This is a genomic window from Pandoraea sp. LA3, from assembly GCF_022696215.1.
GTDB classification, from domain to species: Bacteria; Pseudomonadota; Gammaproteobacteria; order Burkholderiales; family Burkholderiaceae; genus Pandoraea; species Pandoraea capi.
Window position 1 is genome coordinate 1 of sequence record NZ_PTPY01000039.1, and the last position, 13,641, is coordinate 13,641.

Here is a 13,641-nt window from a genome sequence, read left to right on the forward strand (position 1 = left end):
GCACAGTTCCTTGACCGGCATCCCGGCTTCAGCTTCCTTCAGAAACCCGATGATTTGCTGTTCCGTAAATCGCTTCTTCATGTTCGTCTTCTTCTCCGAAAACGAACTTTACTAGACTCCGGCTGGCCCTGTTCGTAGGGGGCAGGTCAGTAGTACGCCCTGAGTTTTGGGTCTTTGCACCTCAAATCCTCAGCACCAATTGCGATAACGCCATGTGACCACTGCCCGGGCCGCCATTCTTACCCCACATTTGGTCGCTGCCGTTTGGTGATCTTCCGAATATTCAAATTCGTCGCACTTCGTTTTACGGCAGATGCAGACCTGTGGAACGCCCATGCAGTGGGCCAAGCGGGCCGAGATGATCTCGATTTGCCATCGCTCCGAAGTTCCGCTCGCGTTCGCACGTCGAATGGTTCACTAAACTCCTTTCCCGCATGGCAGTTTTTCTGTCATGTGTTCTGACTGAGCTGAAGAGAGTTGGCCCCGATGTTGCCCACATCGGGGCTTTTTTTCGCAAGAACTGAAGCGCTCCCGTTGCGCCCGCCCCCACGTCACTCAAAGTTGACGCTCCGCCACCCACAGCGCTAAACTCCGCTTCGCAGCCATCTTCGTGGTCATGCCGCAGGCGTTATCGTCATCCAACGCGCCCAACCGAGTGGGCCTCAGCAGAGGGAACTCGATGCACAGGCGCCACGGTAATGCTTTCTGTTTTTCATTCCTTTGGCTAAGGCTTCGAGACCATGCTTATCGCATGGGGACGAACTACGCATCAACGTTTCGCATGCGTAGCGACCAACGGAATGTATCCGTGGCTTTCCTGACGTGATTTCACGCCACCCATGGAAAGACGCATCATGAAGACGACTGGAAATACGATTCTCATCACCGGCGGCACAAGCGGTATCGGCCGCGCGCTCGCCGAAGCCTTTCACGATCGCGGTAATCGCGTGATCGTGACGGGGCGACGTCAGGCACTGCTCGACGACATCACTGCAAAACGTCCCGGAATGGTCGGGCTCCCGCTCGACCTGAACTCGCCAGCCTCCCTGGCTGTCGTCCTCGACGAGGTCCGCACTTCCTACCCTCAACTCAACGTACTCATTGCGAACGCCGGCATTTCGAAGCCGGAAGACGTGACGGCCGACGACTGGCAAGGCATCGACGCCGAGGCCATCGTGCAAACGAATATCCTCGGCGTTATCCGCGCAGCCACGGCGTTTCTACCGTTGATCAAAGGGCAACCGAACGCCGCGATGCTGGCGACCAGTTCAGCCCTCGCGTTCCTGCCGCTCGCCAGCTTCCCGACGTACTGCGCAAGCAAGGCATTCCTGCATTCATGGCTTGTATCCATGCGGCATCAGCTTCGCGATGTGCCTGTCGAAGTCCTGGAGTTGCTGCCGCCGTATGTCCAAACCGCGTTGACGGGGACGCAGCAGGCTATCGACCCCCGTGCCATGCCGCTGAGCGATTACGTGGCGCAGGTAATGCAAATGCTGGATCGCGGCCAGCATCCGCGCGGTGAGCTTTTGCTCGATCGCGATCTCGCGCGTCGATGGGCCGAGCGGGATGGATCGTACGACGCAATCTTCGCCAGTATGAATCCGCGATAAAAGGGCACGGGCGGGCAATTTGCGGCACTGCCCGTACCTCGTCTCCATGGTCTCACCGGAAATCGTGATTAGGCTGCGAGTGACGCTGCGAGCGTAACCTTCTCCCCCGTTAAAATAATCGGCAGACGGCACGTAGATGCTGCACCTTTTTCTGACCCCATGGAGGCTCCCGCAAATGCGCAAACTCTCTTTCTTGATGCTCGCTGCTACTGTTTTGCTCGCAAGTTGCGCCGTCTATGTCCCTGATGATGGCCCGCACGGTGGCCGTGGCGGTCCCGGTAACGGGTTCTGTCCGCCGGGGCAAGCGAAGAAGGGCAATTGCTGACCCGCGAGCTATTCATTGAGGGCGCTCGAACATGCGCTCCAGCTCGGGCAACGGCTTCTCAATACTCCTCAGATTCCTCAGATAAGCGCAAAACATATCCGCCATCGCACCCGCGTAAGCCTTGATCTCTGACGGCGTCCGCGGCGTTTCCGAGAACTGCTTCCCGACGGTCGCCATCGTCGTGACGATCAGGTCACCGGCCAGATCGCGCGTCGCCTGCGGCGTGTCGGGAAGTACCTCGTCGATGAAAGTCTGGAAAATCCGTGCCCCCGATGCTTTCGTCTCTTGCATCTCAGGCGCGTCCCGGTAGAGCGGGGCGGAATCGCCTAGCGCGACCCGCATCTCGGACTCGTCGCATTCCGATTGGATGAACGCGTGAATCAGCCGGTGTAGCCGTTCGAACGGCGGCGTCCCGACGTCTTCCAGAATGTCGCTGAGCAAGGTTGTCGTCTGCTGCCATTCGTCGCTTTGCAGCCGAAACAGAATCGCCGCCTTGTTGGGGAAGTACTGATACACCGACCCCACACTGACACCGGCTCGCTCCGCGACACGCGCCGTGGTGAAACGCTGTGCGCCTTCCTTCGCCAAAACCTGAATAGCGGCTTCGAGGATCGCGGCGACAAGCTCCGACGAACGGGCCTGTTTCGGCTGTTTTCTCAAGGAAATCTGCGGCTTTCGACGGCTGTTCATGGTGACGTTGGAGACCCGTGCGCAATGCGAATAGAGGAGAAACGCGTTTCGCCGCATACTTTAAATGCGACGAATTCATCGCATTTTAGTCAGGCGTCGCCTGATGCTCAACCACCCGATTGGATTTCCCTCATGAACACAACTTTGACGTCTGCACCGCTGGCGCAGCTGTTGACCCGCCTCTTCAAGCAAGCCGACGATGCGGGCAGCCCCGCATTTGCCGACGTGTCGCGTGAAGAAGTGCAGCGGCTGATGCACAGCAAGACCGAATACCTCGACCTGTATGGCCGCTTGAAAGACATGTGGTTGCCGGTCTCGCGTGAGACCGGGACCTTGCTCTACATGCTTGCCCGTAGCGCACGCGCCCGGCACATCGTCGAATTCGGCACGTCGTTCGGTATCTCAACCCTGCACCTCGCCGCTGCATTGCGCGACAACGGCGGCGGTCGTCTCATCGGCAGCGAGTTCGAGCCGGGCAAAGTGACGAAGGCGCGCGAGCACCTGATGGAGGCCGGTTTGGCCGATCTTGCGGAAATCCGGGAAGGGGACGCGCTAAAGACGCTCGCGACCGATCTTCCCGAAACCATCGACCTGCTGCTGCTCGATGGCGCCAAAGCGCTTTACCCGGATGTACTCGCGCTGATCGAAAGCCGTCTGCGTCCGGGGGCACTCGTCGTTGCCGATAACGCCGATTTCAGCCCGGAGTATCTGGCGTACGTTCGTGAGCCCGGTAACGGCTATTTGTCCGTGCCGTTCGGCGGCGACGTGGAGTTGTCGCTGCGGCTTGGTTAACCGACGAGGACTTGCCGACGAGGACTTACCGACGAGGACTTAGCCGACACGGACCTAACCGACGGGGATTCAAGCGACATGGCTTGATGGGGGCGATGCGTGCGCGAGCGGCGATGTCGTGCGATCCCGTCAGGGACTCATCGCCCGCAAGCACAACGCGTCGCAACCCCTTGTATGCCTTAATCGCCGGCACCCGTAGACGCATCTTCGAGCGAACGGCCTTTCGTCGACGGGCCGAGCAGTGCAATACAGATGGCGGCAATCAGCAGAATGACGTCGCTGATCACGAACACGAACAGCTTGCCCTTGAGTACGGCGAAGACGCCGAAGACGAGCAGCAACAGAATCGCACCGGCGCGTCCCCAGGCAGAGGCCAGCCCCATGCCCGTGGCACGAATTTCCGTCGGGTAGAGCTCCGGCGTGTAGCTGTAGATGGCCGTCGAACCCAGCGCCAGAAAGAACGCCATCAGACCGCCGAATGCCATGAGCGCCCCCGACGTGGTGGACAACCCGAACAGCGTGCCGAAGATCGCGGTACCGATGAACGCCAGAATGGCCGTCGGCTTGCGATCGAGCCAGTCGACCACGTAACCGCCGAACACATAACCCGGGATCACCGACGCATAAATGGCGATCGAGAACTCGAACGACTTGACGATGCTGAACCCCTCCATCGCCAGCAACGTCGGCACGAAAGTCATGAACGTATAGAGCACCCCATATTCCGCAAACCATGCCATCCACAGCATCAGCGTGACTTTGCGAAAGCGCGGGCTAAGCAGATCGCGAGCGCGCCAGACCTTCGTCGGCTTGGTCGATGCGGTGGGTGTCGTGGGCGTGCTCGTCGTGACACCATCTTCCGGCAAGCGGCGACCGACGCGTTGCTCAATCGACGCGAGCACCGCTTCCGCTTCGGCTGCACGTCCGCGTTGCAGCAGCCAGCGCGGCGACTCGGGCAGTCCGGAACGCATCAGACCGACCACGACCGCGAACGGCAGCGTCAGGAACAGCGCCGCGCGCCAACCCCAATGCGGAATGATGTTCAGCGCCCAGATCGGCGACACGGCAATGCCGAGTGCGAAGAAGCCCATCATCCAGCCGCCGAGCTTGCCGCGCACACGCGTGGGCCAAAGCTCCGCCAGATAGGGCGGAACGATCGAGCTTTCCGCCCCGACGAACAGCCACGTGAAGAAGTTGAGCGCGGCGAAGGACCAGACGTCGTTCACCAATCCGCGCGACGCCGAGAACAGCGAATAAAGCACCAGCGTCAGCATGATCATGCGCTTGCGGCCGTAACGATCGGCCGCGAACCCGGCCAGCGCCGAGCCGACGAGATAACCGCCAAGGCCGATGGCGGAAATCACACCGATGGTTGCGGCATCGAATCCCCACAGCGGTCTGAGCGTCGCCAGCACGAAGCCGGTAATGACGGTGTCGAGCGTGTCGAAGAACAACGACAATGCGGCCACGATCAGCACGGTCAGATGGAAGCGGGACACCGGCAGGCGGTCGAGCCGACGGGCGATGTCCTGCTGGGTCAGCCCACCGGCCACGGAGGCCGCCGTTGTGCTTGCCGTGGACGTGCGCAGGGCGTCGCCCGCGTGCCGTGAGTCGAATTGAGAGGTCGTCATGGTCTGGTCTGTCTGTGGATGCCGACGACTCGCGCCGGCATCGGTGTCATGAGAATTACAGCATGGCGTGAGATGGGCGTCAGGCGCTCGCGCCGATGCCCGGATGGAACTGGCCGTGCCCCGGCGTGCCCACGATCTTTCCGTGGTCCATCACCGTTTCACCGCGCACGATGGTGTAGACGGGCATGCCGGTCGTGCGGATGCCTTCCCACGCGGTATAGCCGGCCTTCGTATGCATGTCGGCCACCGTAAACGTCTGCTCGCGTTTCATGTCCACGATCGTGAAGTCGGCGTCCGCCCCAATCTGGATACGCCCCTTTTTCGGGTATTGACCGAAGCGTTTGGCCGGCGCTTCAGCACACAGACGTGCCACATCCTGTAGCGTCAGGCGGCCTTCATTCACGGCATTGAGCACCAGCGGAATGAATTCCTGCGCGCCGGTAATGCCCAGCGGCACGGAGAAGTTGTCCTGCCAGCCCGGCGTGATCTCTTCGAGCGTGTGCGGCGCGTGTTCGCCGACGAGCATGTCCGCCGTGCCGTCGTGAACCGCCTGCCAGTGACTCTCAGGGGCATAGGCCCAGGCATAAGCCCCCGGGCCGATCTTTTCCGCCTGCGTGCGCGTCATGAACAGCGTGGCGGACTCCATTTCACCGGAGATGTCCTGCCCCTGCGCCTTGGCCTGTCGCACCAGCTCATTCGCGCCCGGCGGCATCACCCCCATGTGCAGCACATGCAGACGCACGCCGGTCAGTCGCGCGTAATAGATCGACGCCGCCAGCCCGGCTGCCATGCCGTGGCCGTACATGTACCCGCGCTCGTACGCTTCCATATAGTCGCGGTTGCTCGTCTTGCCGGGGTTGATGTAGTCGCGAAACGTGAGGCGCTTGCACCACTCGGAGTCGTCGTGGTGCACCGCGCAGATCAGTCCCTTGTCGGCCACCGCCTCGTACAGCTCATGCAGGATGCCGTGATCGACGACCCCCAGTTCCGAGATGTACGGATACACCTCCTTGACGTGCCGCGTGTTGAACACCTTGATGCCGATGGCGCCCGCGCCGGCGAGCGCCTCGACCGTCTTCGGGTAGAGGCCGCCGCCGTAGAGCGCGTAATCGACCATGGCCTTCGGCGCAATCGTCTCGCGCTTGAGCATGAACGATTCCAGCGTGGTCGGATGCGGATCGTTGTTCGTCATGTCGATGCAGAACGTGATGCCACCGGCTGCCGCCGCTGTGGTGCCAGACGTGAAATCCTCCTTGTAGGTGTGACCGGGTTCACGGAAGTGGCAGTGCACGTGCCACAGCCCGGGGAGCACGTCGAGTCCGTTCGCATCGACGGTACGTGCCGCCGGCGGGGTGTTCGCCTCGTCCGTCAGGGCCACGATTTTCCCGCCCCGAACGCAGACGTTCAGCGTCGAAAACCCTTCCGGGGTGTGCACCCGTCCGCGTTGGATCACCAGATCCATCGGTTCGTCATTCATTGCAATCTCCAAAATACACAGTAAATACACGACAAATTGTTTGTGTATAAAAATGTTGTGTCAAGTGGGGATTGTTCGCTACACTGCCCATCAATCGATCCGCTTTTTGTTCACTTTTCGTCTATTTTTTGTCTCGCAATGCGCAAGAAAGCAGAAGCCGTTCAAGAGGCGGCAACCAAGCACATCAAGGGTTCCGGGGCTTCCAAGGCCTATCAGTTGCTGCGCGAGCGCATCGTCTCGCTGGAGATGCATCCGGGCGATGACATCGACGAACAGGCGCTCGTTGACGAACTGGGAATCTCGCGCACGCCGTTGCGCGAAGCCATGATCCGGCTGGCGGCAGAAGGGCTGATCTCGCTGCTGCCCAATCGCGGCGCGCGGGTGTCGTCGATGGACATCCCGCAATTGCAGGAGCATCTGGAAGCGTTCGAACTCGCGCAGCGCGCGACCACGCGACTGGCCGCACTGCGGCGCACGGCAGCCGATCTCGAACGCATCGAAGCGCTGGTCGTCGCGTTTGAAAAGGCGCACGACCGGCAGGACGTCAACGGCATGATCGACGGCAACTGGGAGTTGCATATCGCCATCGGCAACGCCTGCGGCAATCGCGTGCTCTCGAAGATCTATGCCAACCTGCTCACGGAGAATCTGCGGATCGCGCGGCTGGCGATGAGCTACGAGACGTTTCCGACGCAAGACGCGCGGCAGGCGCACCTGAACAAGATTCTCGAGGAGCACCGCGAGATTCTCGACGCGATGCGTGAGCGCGACGCCGAGCGTGCCGACCGGCTGTCGGCCTCGCACACCAATCTCGCGCGCAAACGTGTGACCGAGTACATCTCGCTCAGCGCGTTGGGGAGCATGGCGGTCGGCACGCTGTCGAGTGCATCGTCTGACGGGGGAAAGGATGTGTGAAGTCTGTGCTGTCTTCGGCGTGAGCGAACACTGGACGGATGCGGGCGATCCGATGGGCCAGCATTCGGTCGCCGCCGGCATTCTCGAGAACCGGGCGGAGCGAGCGCGCCGTCTGCGTCTAATCAACCGGATCCTGCGTCCCTATGGCCTGAAGGCCGAGGATTGGGACGGCGAGTCTTACGCCGTGGAAGACGCCAGCGGCCGACGTCAGTTGGCCTCCGATCTGTCCACGCTCTGGCGGGTTGCCGAGCAACTGGGCGACACTTTCATCGATCCTCTGGAGGGCGAGTTCGTCATCGCTCCATCATCATGGTCAGACTCGTACCGCGTCTCGAACTGAATATCGTCACGGGCTTTCTCGGCAGTGGCAAAACCACGTTGCTCAAGCGTTTTCTGGCGGGGTGTCCACCGGCGTCGACGCTGGTCATCATCAACGAGTTCGGACGCGAATCGATCGACGACCGTCTGACGCTGCATCTCAACTCCGAGATCGCCACCATTGCCGACGGCTGCCTGTGCTGCACCGTGCTCGACGATCTGCGCGAAACGCTGCTCGACGTGCTTACACGTCGCGCACGCGGCGAGTTGCCCGAGCTTGAGCGCATCATCATCGAGACCAGCGGTCTGGCCGACCCTGGTCCGATTCTTGGCACGGTACTGTCGGACGAGAATCTCGAAGAGTATTTGCGCGTCGGCGCCTGCATCACGACGTTCGATGCGCTAGAGGGGATTGAATCGCTCGGCCGGTTTCCGGAAGCAGCCGCCCAACTGGCGGCCGCAGACCGGGTGGCGCTGACCAAGACCGATCTGCTCGACGAGAGTCGGCTGGGCACACTCGTAGACGCCGTTCGCGCCGTCAATCCCGCGTGCGCCATCATGACGAGCGAAGTGCCCGATGCACTCTTCGCACCGGGCGAAGCCACCGCCATCAACGACACGGCGGTAGTGCGCCAATCGGGCACGCACGCCCACACGAGTTCGATACAAAGCTTCTCGACGGCGCTCGACGACTCGCTCGACTGGGCCACGTTCTCCGTCTGGCTGACGGCGTTGCTCAACCGGCATGGAGATCGCATCCTGCGCTTCAAGTCGGTCCTCTCGGTACGCTCCGCGCCGGGGCAACTGGTCGTGCAGGGCGTGCGTCATCGCGTCTACCCACCGGGACATTTGCCAGCGGGACCACAAGACGAAGGCAAGGTATCGACGTCCCGGCTGGTGTTCATCACCGACGGCCTTGACAAGGCGCGCATCCTCGCATCGCTGCATCGGTTCGCCAATGCGCGAATGATCGATCCGGGTTTCAGCAAGCTGACGATGCAGTGAGAGGTGTCGCAATCATCCGCCCAGCATTTCGGCAGCGAGCGAATCACGGCCCGGAATCACTGGCGCGGGCAACTGTTCGGCCGCGATGTACTCGCGAAGGAGGGGACGTTGGCGTTATCGGTCTCGACGACGGGGGGGGCGAGCGAGGCAGCCCCGAGGGTATTGTGGCGTTAGGTCGCTGATTTTAGTATGAGGTTGTTGTGTACATTATTGTCGACTAGTTCTTATTGGAAATGTTTCCTGACAACATGCCTAAAGCCTCTCAACAGTCGCGCGACAAGACGCCGAAATCAACCATCCCCGAAAGCACCAGCGAGGAAATCTACGAGCGGATCTACCTCGCGTTGCTGGAGCATCGGTTGACGCCCGGCACCAAACTGGCCGAGGAGCGGATGGCCGCGATTTTCAACGCCAGCCGGGCGCGTGTCCGGGAGGCGCTGAGCAAGCTGGCCTATGAGCAGATCGTCGAGGTGTATCCGAAGAAGGGTTGGTTCGTGGCAAAACCTTCCGTCGAACAGGCGCGCGACGTGTTCGAAGCTCGCCGCACGATCGAGCCCGCCGTCATGCGACGCCTGGCGGCCGGGATGGATGCCGACAAGCTGGCCGCGCTGCATGCGCATCTGGACAAGGAGATGGACGCGCGGCAGCGGGACGACAAACGTGCCGTTATCCGTCTGTCCGGGGAGTTCCACAACCTGGCGGCGATGCTAGCGGGGAATTCGTCCTTTACCCGGAGTCTTCGCGAGCTCTCGACGCTGACCTGCCTCGTGATCCTCGTCTACAACGCACCGATCGTCGAGAGCTGCCGCGCGGACGAGCATGAACGAATCGTCCGCGCGCTTGCCGATAAAGACGGCGAGAAGGCGGCGGAAATCATGCTCGAACATCTGGACCACATCGAGCATTCGCTGGATCTGGGCACGGCGTCGGAGGAAGCGGATCTCGAGGCCATATTCGCCAGCGTCGCATGACCGCCGTCGCAAGGCTGTACGCGACGACTCACTCCCACTCGAAAGCCTTCTTCTTCCACTCGTAAGCGAAGCCGAGGACCAGCACGCCGAGAAACGCGATCATGGCTGTGAGGCTGACCATGCCCGCTTCGCGCAACGATACGGCCCAGGGGATGGTGAAGGCCAGTTCGATGTCGAAGATGATGAAGAATATCGCCACGCGATAAAAGCGCACGTCGAACTGCTTTCGTGCGTTACCGAATGCGTTGAATCCACACTCGTAAGGTGAGCCCTTGGCTTCGTCCGGCCGGTCCGGACGTATGGGTTTCGCGACGACCAGCAAGCCTGCGCCGATCGACAAGGCAACGACGAGGAAAAGCAGTACGGGATAGTATTCGGAGACGTCCATCGAGCGACCACGTGAGAGGAAGAGCAGGCCGGCGGAGTTCGCGCAAAGTGGCAATCGCGTGATCACGTTATCGTGTCATCGCGTCTTCGCACCATGCCTTCGCCGGTCGGGCAACGCTATGAAAAGGACTGCGATTTACGAGGAGAGCTTCATCAGCACCAGTCCGCTGACGATCAGCGCAGCCGCAGCGAGGCGCGTCGTACTGACGAGTTCGCCAAGCACCACGATACCCACGACGAATGCGCCGACGGCACCGATGCCGGTCCAGATCGTGTAGGCCGTGCCCAGCGGGAGAGATTTCATGGAAACCGACAGCAAACCGAAGCTGGCGGCCATCGTCACGAACGTGACAAGAGAAGGTAGCGGTTTCGTGAAGCCGGCAGACTGCTTCATCGTGTACGCCCAAAGCACTTCCAGTACACCTGCAAACACCAGATAGATCCAGGCCATGACGGCGCTCCCAAAAAGAGCCGGGCCGTCCCGGAATGTATCTTCGACAGGTGAGGTCGTCCTCACGCCCGACACTATACGAGTTCACCCGATTCTGCGCAATGTCTCCACGATTTATCCTTGTTTGATGGGTAGCATCGTTCGCGACAGGTGATCCCGTTCGTTACCGGCATGTTGCCGATACGGCTTGCACCTTGCGTTGTCGGAGCAGGAATGGAGCACCCCGGAAGCCAGGACATGCGCGACGCCATCGAACGGCTCGCCGCTGCGATGGACAAGTCGCGCAAAGAACTCGAAGGCCTCGCCAGACGCGATGTCGCGTTACGTGCGAGGTATCGGACCTCAGTCTCGCGTGTTGCCGAACGCGCCATCCCGGACCTGCGCCGCAGCACGCTCGATCAACTGATCGCCGATCACAGTCATTTCGTCGATGCCGTCGTCGTCGACGTCTTCGCAAAGAATGGCATGTTCGCCCGCGTGCTCAGAACGCGTCGGTACTCGGATTCGCTCGCCGCACTGCGCGACAGTTTCGCCGACTACATCGGGCGGTCCGGCACGGCACCGTTCGCGTCGGCGCGCGCGGAAATTGCCGCCATCGAAATGCTGATGGTGCGTGCGCGAGAGGAAGAAGTGGACGCCGCCGGCGTGCTCGCCGGCATGCGCAGTATCCTCGCCAACGACGTGCTCATTCCAGGTGAGCTCGTTCCCGACATCCGGCTCGTTTGCCGCGCGCGCTCCCGAAAGGCGAGCGCGATGCCATTGAATGGGCGGCTTGCGCACGGTAGTAGCACGTTACCGCAGGACAAGCCGGATAGCGCTGGCATCGCGGCGTCTGAACTCGCTGGCATTCCCCAAAGCGTGCGCCAGTTTGCGCTGTCGATGGCCGTTGCCTGACGTCGATGGCGATCAAGCCGCGACCGGCGCGCTCCGCTCATGCGGTGAGCGCCGCACCGTCCAGCATCAGGTGATGTTCGTCAGGCTGCGCAGCGCCTCGCCGAGCACCGTTCGCGCTTTGTGATGGGCATGTGCGACTTCCAGGTGCAACTGCCCGATATGGGTTCGCTGGATGCCGGCCATCGTCGAGACTTCCGGCGCGTCATGTGATGGCGGCGGCGCTTGATGCGGCATGGGTGGCGTCGGGCCCATGGAATGCGAATCGCTTTCGGAATAGGGCGGCGGCGCGTCTTCAGGTGTTGCATGGTTCGCCACGTCGCGAACCGCTTCGAAATGCCCGCCGTGATCGATGACCAGAACGGTTTTCGCCGTAGGCGACCCCGAGTCGATGCGATCGCGAATCAGATGACCGCCGACCATCGACAGCACCTCGACGTTGAGCTTCGTCTTGATCGACGGATCGCTGTTGATGAGGTTGACGAACTGTCTGGCGGCCGCGCCGCCCGCGCTCAGTGGCTCGCCGTGTCTGGCGCCCGACCCCGGCGTCGAAACAAGGATGTCGCGGAAGTGATCGGCCAGCATGCCGTGCTGCGCGCGATCCAGTCCATCCACATGCTCGAACACGGACAGCATGAAGCAATTGTTGACGCCGTTCGGCGTGCGGCCGTCATTCGGGACAACTTCCATGCCATGCGCGGCGATTGCGGCTTGCAGCGGACCGGTGTGCGAATGCGTCGTCATCACCTCTTCGAGAAACTTGAGCTTTCCTGCCTCGCCCATCGCCAGATAGGGGGCTTTGAGTTCGTGCGGCAACGCGTCGAAATCGAACTCGGCCTGCATGCGCGCGGAGTTCGTCAATTGCGACGGCAGGCTCGCCAACATGGCGTCGATACGGCTTTCGCGCAACGCGAATGCCAGTTGTGCTGCTTCTTCCTGCGCATTGGCCGGCACGGGGATGGCCCGGTCGCCATGCGTGCGGGTGGGCGAAGGCCTTGGCGGCACCTGGGGCAGCGGGGGCAGGGGTCTGCGCCGCAGCGAAGGCTGCGCAGTGCCGGCCGGTGTGGCGAGTGTCGCCGGACGCGCGTTCAGGCCGCTCAGTTGTGCCGGGCGTGACGGCGCGGTTGGCCGCGACGGTGGCGCGCCGGCGCCAGGAGACGGCGACGGGTGTCCAGTCGTGCCCGCAGGCACTGACGTTGGCGTGGGCGGCAGAGCGCGCGGCAGTCTTGGCGGCATGGCGATCTCACTAGGCGTCGGGACAGGCGGGGCGTGCGCGGCACGTTGCATCGCGTCAGTCGGACTCACGTCACGTCCGATGATGTTCAGCCCCGCAGTCTGGGCAGCGTAACCGCGTGACGGTCATCGCGCGTATGCCGACTTCGCGATAACAGTCAGTGCTTCGCTCAGGCCGGCGCGAAGCTCCCGGCGTTACGCTGCGCGGGTTCCACGCGTTGCCCTTGCCGCTCCAGCGTGTACCCGCCGCCGTAGACGGTGCGGAGCACGAGACCGTGGTCGCCGCGCAATCCCAGCCGGTTGCGCAGCTTATAGACGTGTTGCTCGATGCTGCGCCCCACGACACCCTCATCGTTGGCCCAGATGGCGCCGGCAATTTGCGCACGGCTGATACGCACCTCCGGCTGGCTGAAAAAGAGCCACGCCACGGCGAATTCGCGGGCCGTGAGCATGACTTCCACGCCATGGACCGCCACGGTGTCGCGCCCGCGGTCGACCACATAGGCGCCGATTTCGAGAATATCGTTGCCGCGCGCGGCCGTGGCGTCGGCGCGGCGTTGCAGGGCAAGACTCAGACGAACGTGCAATTCGTTCACGTCGAGCGGATACATAACGACGTCATCGCATCCGGAACGAAACGCGAAATCGAGCATCCACGCCGGTGTCGCCATACTGATGACCGGCACGCCTTCGCCGCGACCGCCACGCCGTCTGGCGAGCACCCGTTGCATATCTCCCGGCCCCAACGACGCGTCGACGAGAATCGCGCAGTAGCTCGTGGACATGGCAGCAGCGGCATATTGCTCGGCATCGCTGAAGTGATGGCAGGTGCCATCGGTTTCAAAGCTATTGCGAACCGCTTCGAAAAGCGCAAAGTCTCTCGTCAGGATTGCAAACTTCATCGGTTTTTCCAATTGCCAGCCTTTTCATTGCCTGATGTCTCTG

15 protein-coding genes are annotated in these 13,641 nt (G+C 61.8%); 7 read left to right on the forward strand and 8 right to left on the reverse strand.

The window, feature by feature from the left end; translation table 11 throughout:
* The coding region (locus C5N93_RS28505; RefSeq protein ID WP_337961915.1) for a transposase at window positions 1-81 on the reverse strand (81 nt) is incomplete at its 3' end.
* 773 nt (window positions 82-854) lie between these two features.
* Between C5N93_RS28505 and C5N93_RS25145 the strand changes: the two genes are divergently transcribed.
* The gene (locus tag C5N93_RS25145) at window positions 855-1,610 is read left to right on the forward strand and encodes an SDR family NAD(P)-dependent oxidoreductase (RefSeq protein WP_242561414.1); all 756 of its coding nucleotides are present in this window, start codon (window positions 855-857) and stop codon (window positions 1,608-1,610) included.
* 337 nt (window positions 1,611-1,947) lie between these two features.
* On the opposite strand, the gene C5N93_RS25150 is transcribed toward C5N93_RS25145, so the two are convergent.
* Window positions 1,948-2,625 carry a TetR family transcriptional regulator gene (locus C5N93_RS25150; RefSeq protein WP_242561415.1) on the reverse strand — a complete coding sequence of 226 codons (678 nt, stop codon included), beginning with the start codon at window positions 2,623-2,625 and terminating at the stop codon, window positions 1,948-1,950.
* Between the two features lie 132 nt (window positions 2,626-2,757).
* Here C5N93_RS25150 and C5N93_RS25155 point away from each other — a divergent pair, with 132 nt between their 5' ends.
* A complete protein-coding gene (locus C5N93_RS25155; RefSeq protein WP_242561416.1) occupies window positions 2,758-3,417 on the forward strand; it encodes a class I SAM-dependent methyltransferase in 660 nt (219 codons plus the stop codon).
* A 179-nt stretch (window positions 3,418-3,596) separates the two neighbouring features.
* On the opposite strand, the gene C5N93_RS25160 is transcribed toward C5N93_RS25155, so the two are convergent.
* Together C5N93_RS25160 and C5N93_RS25165 are read right to left on the reverse strand one after the other, a co-directional pair.
* Entirely contained in the window at window positions 3,597-5,048 is a 1,452-nt protein-coding gene (locus C5N93_RS25160; protein WP_242561417.1) for an MFS transporter, read from the reverse strand.
* Between the two features lie 79 nt (window positions 5,049-5,127).
* Window positions 5,128-6,525 carry an amidohydrolase family protein gene (locus C5N93_RS25165; protein ID WP_242561418.1) on the reverse strand — a complete coding sequence of 466 codons (1,398 nt, stop codon included), beginning with the start codon at window positions 6,523-6,525 and terminating at the stop codon, window positions 5,128-5,130.
* A 138-nt stretch (window positions 6,526-6,663) separates the two neighbouring features.
* Here C5N93_RS25165 and C5N93_RS25170 point away from each other — a divergent pair, with 138 nt between their 5' ends.
* The 4 genes from C5N93_RS25170 (at window position 6,664) to C5N93_RS25185 (ending at window position 9,734) form a co-directional block, all read left to right on the forward strand.
* Entirely contained in the window at window positions 6,664-7,440 is a 777-nt protein-coding gene (locus tag C5N93_RS25170; RefSeq protein WP_242561419.1) for a GntR family transcriptional regulator, read from the forward strand.
* A complete protein-coding gene (locus C5N93_RS25175; protein WP_242561420.1) occupies window positions 7,433-7,780 on the forward strand; it encodes a hypothetical protein in 348 nt (115 codons plus the stop codon). The genes C5N93_RS25170 and C5N93_RS25175 overlap by 8 nt, the downstream gene beginning before the upstream one ends.
* On the forward strand, window positions 7,750-8,763 hold the full coding sequence (locus C5N93_RS25180) for a GTP-binding protein (RefSeq protein ID WP_242561421.1): 1,014 nt from the start codon (window positions 7,750-7,752) through the stop codon (window positions 8,761-8,763). The genes C5N93_RS25175 and C5N93_RS25180 overlap by 31 nt, the downstream gene beginning before the upstream one ends.
* A gap of 248 nt (window positions 8,764-9,011) precedes the next feature.
* Entirely contained in the window at window positions 9,012-9,734 is a 723-nt protein-coding gene (locus C5N93_RS25185; RefSeq protein WP_242561422.1) for a GntR family transcriptional regulator, read from the forward strand.
* 28 nt (window positions 9,735-9,762) lie between these two features.
* On the opposite strand, the gene ndhC is transcribed toward C5N93_RS25185, so the two are convergent.
* Together ndhC and C5N93_RS25195 are read right to left on the reverse strand one after the other, a co-directional pair.
* Window positions 9,763-10,122 (reverse strand): NADH-quinone oxidoreductase subunit A, encoded by a 360-nt coding sequence (gene ndhC, locus C5N93_RS25190; protein WP_242561423.1) that lies wholly within the window; start codon window positions 10,120-10,122, stop codon window positions 9,763-9,765.
* A gap of 135 nt (window positions 10,123-10,257) precedes the next feature.
* Window positions 10,258-10,572, reverse strand: a complete 315-nt coding sequence (locus C5N93_RS25195; protein WP_242561424.1) for a multidrug efflux SMR transporter — start codon at window positions 10,570-10,572, stop codon at window positions 10,258-10,260.
* Window positions 10,573-10,785: 213 nt separating this feature from the next.
* Here C5N93_RS25195 and C5N93_RS25200 point away from each other — a divergent pair, with 213 nt between their 5' ends.
* On the forward strand, window positions 10,786-11,466 hold the full coding sequence (locus C5N93_RS25200) for a hypothetical protein (RefSeq protein WP_242561425.1): 681 nt from the start codon (window positions 10,786-10,788) through the stop codon (window positions 11,464-11,466).
* A 66-nt stretch (window positions 11,467-11,532) separates the two neighbouring features.
* On the opposite strand, the gene C5N93_RS25205 is transcribed toward C5N93_RS25200, so the two are convergent.
* Together C5N93_RS25205 and C5N93_RS25210 are read right to left on the reverse strand one after the other, a co-directional pair.
* Complete coding sequence (locus C5N93_RS25205) at window positions 11,533-12,699, reverse strand: hypothetical protein (protein ID WP_242561426.1); 1,167 nt, start codon at window positions 12,697-12,699, stop codon at window positions 11,533-11,535.
* A 167-nt stretch (window positions 12,700-12,866) separates the two neighbouring features.
* Window positions 12,867-13,598 carry a response regulator transcription factor gene (locus tag C5N93_RS25210; RefSeq protein WP_069341189.1) on the reverse strand — a complete coding sequence of 244 codons (732 nt, stop codon included), beginning with the start codon at window positions 13,596-13,598 and terminating at the stop codon, window positions 12,867-12,869.
* Window positions 13,599-13,641: the final 43 nt, after the last annotated feature.

Coding starts and splice junctions, on each gene's coding strand:
- C5N93_RS25160 (WP_242561417.1), bottom strand. CDS start 5,048: ATGACGACCTCTCAATTCGACTCACGGCACGCGGGCGACGCCCTGCGC.
- C5N93_RS25155 (WP_242561416.1), top strand. CDS start 2,758: ATGAACACAACTTTGACGTCTGCACCGCTGGCGCAGCTGTTGACCCGC.
- C5N93_RS25200 (WP_242561425.1), top strand. CDS start 10,786: ATGGAGCACCCCGGAAGCCAGGACATGCGCGACGCCATCGAACGGCTC.
- C5N93_RS25170 (WP_242561419.1), top strand. CDS start 6,664: ATGCGCAAGAAAGCAGAAGCCGTTCAAGAGGCGGCAACCAAGCACATC.
- C5N93_RS25175 (WP_242561420.1), top strand. CDS start 7,433: ATGTGTGAAGTCTGTGCTGTCTTCGGCGTGAGCGAACACTGGACGGAT.
- C5N93_RS25150 (WP_242561415.1), bottom strand. CDS start 2,625: ATGAACAGCCGTCGAAAGCCGCAGATTTCCTTGAGAAAACAGCCGAAA.
- C5N93_RS25185 (WP_242561422.1), top strand. CDS start 9,012: ATGCCTAAAGCCTCTCAACAGTCGCGCGACAAGACGCCGAAATCAACC.
- C5N93_RS25180 (WP_242561421.1), top strand. CDS start 7,750: ATGGTCAGACTCGTACCGCGTCTCGAACTGAATATCGTCACGGGCTTT.
- C5N93_RS25205 (WP_242561426.1), bottom strand. CDS start 12,699: ATGCCGCCAAGACTGCCGCGCGCTCTGCCGCCCACGCCAACGTCAGTG.
- C5N93_RS25210 (WP_069341189.1), bottom strand. CDS start 13,598: ATGAAGTTTGCAATCCTGACGAGAGACTTTGCGCTTTTCGAAGCGGTT.
- C5N93_RS25145 (WP_242561414.1), top strand. CDS start 855: ATGAAGACGACTGGAAATACGATTCTCATCACCGGCGGCACAAGCGGT.
- C5N93_RS25195 (WP_242561424.1), bottom strand. CDS start 10,572: ATGGCCTGGATCTATCTGGTGTTTGCAGGTGTACTGGAAGTGCTTTGG.
- C5N93_RS25165 (WP_242561418.1), bottom strand. CDS start 6,525: ATGAATGACGAACCGATGGATCTGGTGATCCAACGCGGACGGGTGCAC.
- ndhC (WP_242561423.1), bottom strand. CDS start 10,122: ATGGACGTCTCCGAATACTATCCCGTACTGCTTTTCCTCGTCGTTGCC.